Origin of the sequence: Stenotrophomonas sp. HMWF003 (assembly GCF_003061285.1) — a bacterium.
Taxonomy (GTDB): Bacteria; Pseudomonadota; Gammaproteobacteria; order Xanthomonadales; family Xanthomonadaceae; genus Stenotrophomonas; species Stenotrophomonas maltophilia_AP.
Window position 1 is genome coordinate 6,534 of record NZ_QAIW01000358.1, and the last position, 4,653, is coordinate 11,186.

At 67.4% G+C, this 4,653-nt stretch carries 4 protein-coding genes; 3 read left to right on the plus strand and 1 reads right to left on the minus strand.

The genetic code is table 11. The annotated features are described in order from the left end of the window. Positions 1-1,167: LTA synthase family protein (locus tag DBR34_RS14630; RefSeq protein ID WP_258223958.1), on the plus strand; the 1,167-nt coding region annotated here is incomplete at its 5' end. Positions 1,168-1,286: 119 nt separating this feature from the next. Here DBR34_RS14630 and DBR34_RS14635 read toward each other — a convergent pair. Continuing rightward, a complete protein-coding gene (locus tag DBR34_RS14635) occupies positions 1,287-2,225 on the minus strand; it encodes a carbohydrate kinase family protein (protein ID WP_128097333.1) in 939 nt (312 codons plus the stop codon). Positions 2,226-2,510: 285 nt separating this feature from the next. Here DBR34_RS14635 and DBR34_RS14640 point away from each other — a divergent pair, with 285 nt between their 5' ends. Then, on the plus strand, positions 2,511-3,557 hold the full coding sequence (locus tag DBR34_RS14640) for a rod shape-determining protein (RefSeq protein WP_038686189.1): 1,047 nt from the start codon (positions 2,511-2,513) through the stop codon (positions 3,555-3,557). 129 nt (positions 3,558-3,686) lie between these two features. Next, positions 3,687-4,653: rod shape-determining protein MreC (gene mreC / locus DBR34_RS14645; protein WP_128097334.1), on the plus strand; the 967-nt coding region annotated here is incomplete at its 3' end.

Below are 4,653 nucleotides of genomic sequence, written 5' to 3' on the forward strand. Positions count from 1 at the left end.
AGCCTGGCCGTGCGGCCGCCGGTGCACACGGGCACGCCGCGCAACCTGGTGATCGTGCTGGAAGAAAGCCTGGGGGCGCAGTTCATCGGCAGCCTGGGCGGACGCCCACTGTCGCCCAACTACGACCGCTTGAGCACGCAGGGCTGGGCGTTCGAGCGGCTGTATGCGACCGGCACGCGCTCGGTGCGCGGGATCGAGGCGGTGCTGACCGGCTTCCCGCCCACCCCGGCCGAATCGGTGGTCAAGCTGCCCGCCTCCCGCGAGCGCTTCTTCACCCTGGCCGACGTGCTGGGCCGGCATGGCTACGACACCGGCTTCTACTACGGCGGCGAAAGCCATTTCGACAACATGCGCGAGTTCTTCCTCGCCAACGGCTTCACCCGCATCGTGGACCGCAAGGACTACCGCAAGCCGGCGTTCGTCGGCTCCTGGGGGGCGTCGGACGAGGACCTGTTCGGCCGGGCCGACCAGCAGTTCCGCGAGTTGAACGCCCAGGGCAAGCCGTTCTTCGGGCTGGTCTTCACCTCCAGCAACCACGATCCGTTCGAGTTCCCCGACGGCCGCATCGACCTGTACGAGCAGCCCAAGCAGACCCGCGACAATGCCGCCAAGTACGCCGATTACGCGCTGGGCGAATTCTTCCGCAAGGCGATGGCGTCACCGTACTGGGAGAACACCGTGTTCCTGGTCGTGGCAGACCATGATTCGCGGGTGTTCGGCAAGGACATGGTGCCCATCGGCAACTTCCATATTCCCGGGTTGATCCTGGGCGGCGGCATCGCGCCCCGCCGGGACGCCCGCATCGTCAGCCAGATCGATCTGCCGCCCACGTTGTTGTCGCTGCTGGGCATTGCCGATCCCACGCCGCTGGTGGGGCAGGACCTGACCGACGCGCGGCGGCTGCAGCCCGGGCGCGCGCTGATGCAGTACGACCGCAACCTGGCGTGGATGGAAGGCAACGACGTGGCCATCCTGCAGCCGGACAAACCGGCACAGGGCTACCGCTACGACCCGGCCAGCGACCAGTTGCAGCCGCAGCCGCTGAACCCGGCCCTGGCACGGCGCGCCCACGCCTATGCCATGTGGGGCACGCTGGCCTACGAAAAAGAGCTGTACCGGTTGCCGGCGCAGGCGAAGCCTGCGTCCAAGCCCAAACCCAGGCCTTGAGTCCGAGCCCTGCGTCCCGAGGCGGGCAGCGGGGCGGGGAGCCTTATACAGCGGTAGGTCACCACCGTGGGTGGTGACGCGGGTCTTCGGCGGTGCCTGATCGCAACGCGATCAGGCGATCAAACGTTCAGCGCGTAACCGAACTGCTGCTTGAACTGCTCGTTGAACTCGTCGAAGGTGAACCGTTGGTTCTGCGTGCCCGGGTGTTCCACCTTCAGCGCGCCCATCAGGTTGCCCATGCGGCCGATGGTGAGCCAGTCGAAGCCCTTCTCGATGCCGTAGATCAGGCCGGCGCGGAACGCGTCGCCGCAGCCGGTCGGGTCCACCACGCGACGCTCGTGCGCCGGCGGGATGTCATAGGTCTTTTCCGGGGTGTGGATCACCGCGCCCTTCGGGCCACGGGTGGTGATGTAGGCCTTGACCCGGCTCACGATGGCCTTTTCGTCCCAGCCGGTGCGCTCCTGCAGCAGGTTGGACTCGTAGTCGTTGACCACCACGTAGTCGGCCTGCTCGATGAAGGTGCGCAGTTCCGGGCCGTTGAACAGCGGCATGGCCTGGCCCGGGTCGAAGATGAACGGCACGCCGCCCTCGAAGAACTCCTGCGAGTTCTGGATCATGCCCTCGCGCCCGTCCGGGCCGACCAGGCCCAGGGTCACGCCCGGCACGTCCTTCACGTGGTTCTCGTAGGACCGCATCATCGCGCCCGGGTGGAAGGCGGTGATCTGGTTGTTGTCGTGGTCGGTGGTGATGAACGCCTGGGGCGTGAACAGCTCGTCGATCACCTTGACCCGGGCCAGGTCGATGCCCAGGCCCTGGAAGTACTCGCGGTAGGGGCCGAAGTCCGAGCCCACGGTGCCCATCGGGATCGGGTCGCCGCCCAGCAGGTGCAGGTTGTAGGCGATGTTGCCTGCGCAACCGCCGAATTCACGTCGCATGCGCGGCACCAGGAACGACACGTTCAGGATGTGCACCTTGTCCGGCAGGATGTGATTCTTGAACTGGTCCGGGAACACCATGATGGTGTCGAAGGCAAGAGAACCACAGATCAAAGCGGACATCGATTAAGGCCTATGCGGGAAGGAGTTTGAGGCCCGCCAGGCGGGCAACGAAACGGCGCCTCGAGGCGCCCTGCGGCGCAAAGGTTAACGGGTGAGGCGGCTTTGGGCCAGAACCGGTGCTGTCCGACCCTGGCCAAATTCGGCTGAATGGCCGTGAAGGCTGGCTTTGCACCAGATTTGTCCTTGCTCGCGCACAGGGGGATTGCTAGGCTTGTCGACCTCGAATTCTGCCCATTTTTTCGCCATCCCGCGTTGGGCGCGACACCCCTCAGGATCAACTCCCAGATGTTCAAGAAACTGCGCGGCATGTTCTCCAATGACCTGTCCATCGACCTGGGCACGGCCAACACCCTCATCTATGTGCGTGGGCAGGGAATCGTGCTGAACGAGCCGTCCGTGGTCGCCGTGCGCCAGGACCGCGCCATCGGTGGTACCCGTTCCGTGGCTGCCGTAGGCGCCGAAGCCAAGCAGATGCTGGGCCGTACCCCGGGCCATATCACCACCATCCGCCCGATGAAGGACGGCGTCATCGCCGATTTCACCTACACCGAGGCGATGCTCAAGCACTTCATCAAGAAGGTGCACAAGTCGCGCTTCCTGCGCCCGAGCCCGCGCGTGCTGGTCTGCGTGCCGGCCGGCTCGACCCAGGTCGAGCGCCGCGCCATCAAGGAATCGGCCGAGGAGGCCGGTGCGCGTGACGTGTTCCTGATCGAAGAACCGATGGCCGCGGCGATCGGCGCCGGCATGCCGGTGACCGAAGCCCGTGGCTCGATGGTCATCGACATCGGCGGCGGCACCACCGAAGTGGCCGTGATCTCGCTGAACGGCATCGTCTATTCGGCCTCGGTGCGCATCGGCGGCGACCGCTTCGACGAGTCGATCACCAACTACGTGCGCCGCAACCACGGCATGCTGATCGGTGAAGCCACCGCCGAGCGCATCAAGGTGGAGCTGGGCTGCGCCTACCCGCAGGCGGAAGTGATCGAGATGGAAATCTCCGGCCGCAACCTCGCCGAGGGCGTGCCGAAGATGATCAAGATCAACTCCAACGAAGTGCTGGAAGCCCTGCACGAGCCGCTGTCGGGCATCGTCAGCGCGGTCAAGCTGGCACTGGAACAGACCCCGCCGGAACTGTGTGCCGACGTCGCCGAGCGCGGCATCGTGCTCACCGGCGGTGGCGCGCTGCTGCGCGACCTGGACCGCCTGATCTCCGAAGAAACCGGCCTGCACGTGCAGGTGGCCGATGACCCGCTGACCTGCGTGGCCCGCGGCGGTGGGCGTGCGCTGGAGCTGGTGGACATGCACGGCAACGAGTTCTTTGCGCCGGAGTAAGCCGTACCGGCTGTGCTCCCTGCACGCGCCCCTGCGGCGTGATGCCCGCTGCGTGCCTGCCACGCCGGGTATCGCAACGCCGGGGCGTTGTCGCATCCTTCTTTCGTTTTCCTCCAGTCGAAGCCAGTCGTGCCGCCCTACGCCGGTCCCCCCGTAGCCTCCCGCCAGGGCGACGCCGCCAGTCCACTGCGGCTGCTCGCTTACCTGGCCCTGGCCATCACCCTGATCGTGCTCGATGACCAGGCCGGCTGGCTGGCGCGCCTGCGCGCGCAGACCAACGTGCTGGTGCAGCCGGTGTGGGCGCTGGCCGGGCTGCCCGGCAAGCTGGGCACCCAGGTCAAGGACAATGCCGCCAGCCATGGCCAGCTGGTGGAGGAGAACCGCGCGCTGCGCAACAAGCTGCTGATCGCCAACGCCCGCCTGACCCGCCTGCAGACCGCCGCGCTGGACAACGCGCAGCTGCGCGAGCTGCTCAACGTGGCCGAGCGCAGCGGGTTGGACGTGCAGCTGGCCCCGATCCTGGACATCGACCTGGACCCGGTCCGGCAGCGCCTGGTGCTGGCCGCCGGCAGCCGCGACGGCGTGCACCTGGGCCAGGCCGTGATCGATGCCGGTGGCCTGATGGGCCAGGTGATCGCCACCACCGGCAGCAATGCCACGGTGCTGCTGCTCACCGACCCGGACCACGCGGTACCGGTGACCGTGGCCCGCAACGGCGTGCGCCTGATCGTGTACGGCCGGGGCGACACCCTGGAGCTGCGCGACATTCCGCTCAGCGCGGGCGTGGAAGTGGGCGACGAGATCGTCACCTCCGGCCTGGGCGGGCGTTTCCCGGCCGGGTTCCCGGTGGGGAAGATCACCGCGCTGCGCCCCGATGACACCCACGCCTTCCTGGTCGGCGAACTGAAGCCCGCCGCCCAGCTCGACCGCGGCCGTGACGTCCTGCTGCTGCGCCCCGGTGCGGCGATTCGTGTGCCTGCGGCGCACGAATTGCCTCAGCCAGATCCGTCTGCGACGAATCAGGCTGCCGGGGGGGCATCCCCCCTTATCCCCGCGCCGTCGGCGCGCCCCCTTGAACAACAAGGGGGCTCTGCCC

Coding starts and splice junctions, on each gene's coding strand:
- DBR34_RS14640 (WP_038686189.1), top strand. CDS start 2,511: ATGTTCAAGAAACTGCGCGGCATGTTCTCCAATGACCTGTCCATCGAC.
- DBR34_RS14635 (WP_128097333.1), bottom strand. CDS start 2,225: ATGTCCGCTTTGATCTGTGGTTCTCTTGCCTTCGACACCATCATGGTG.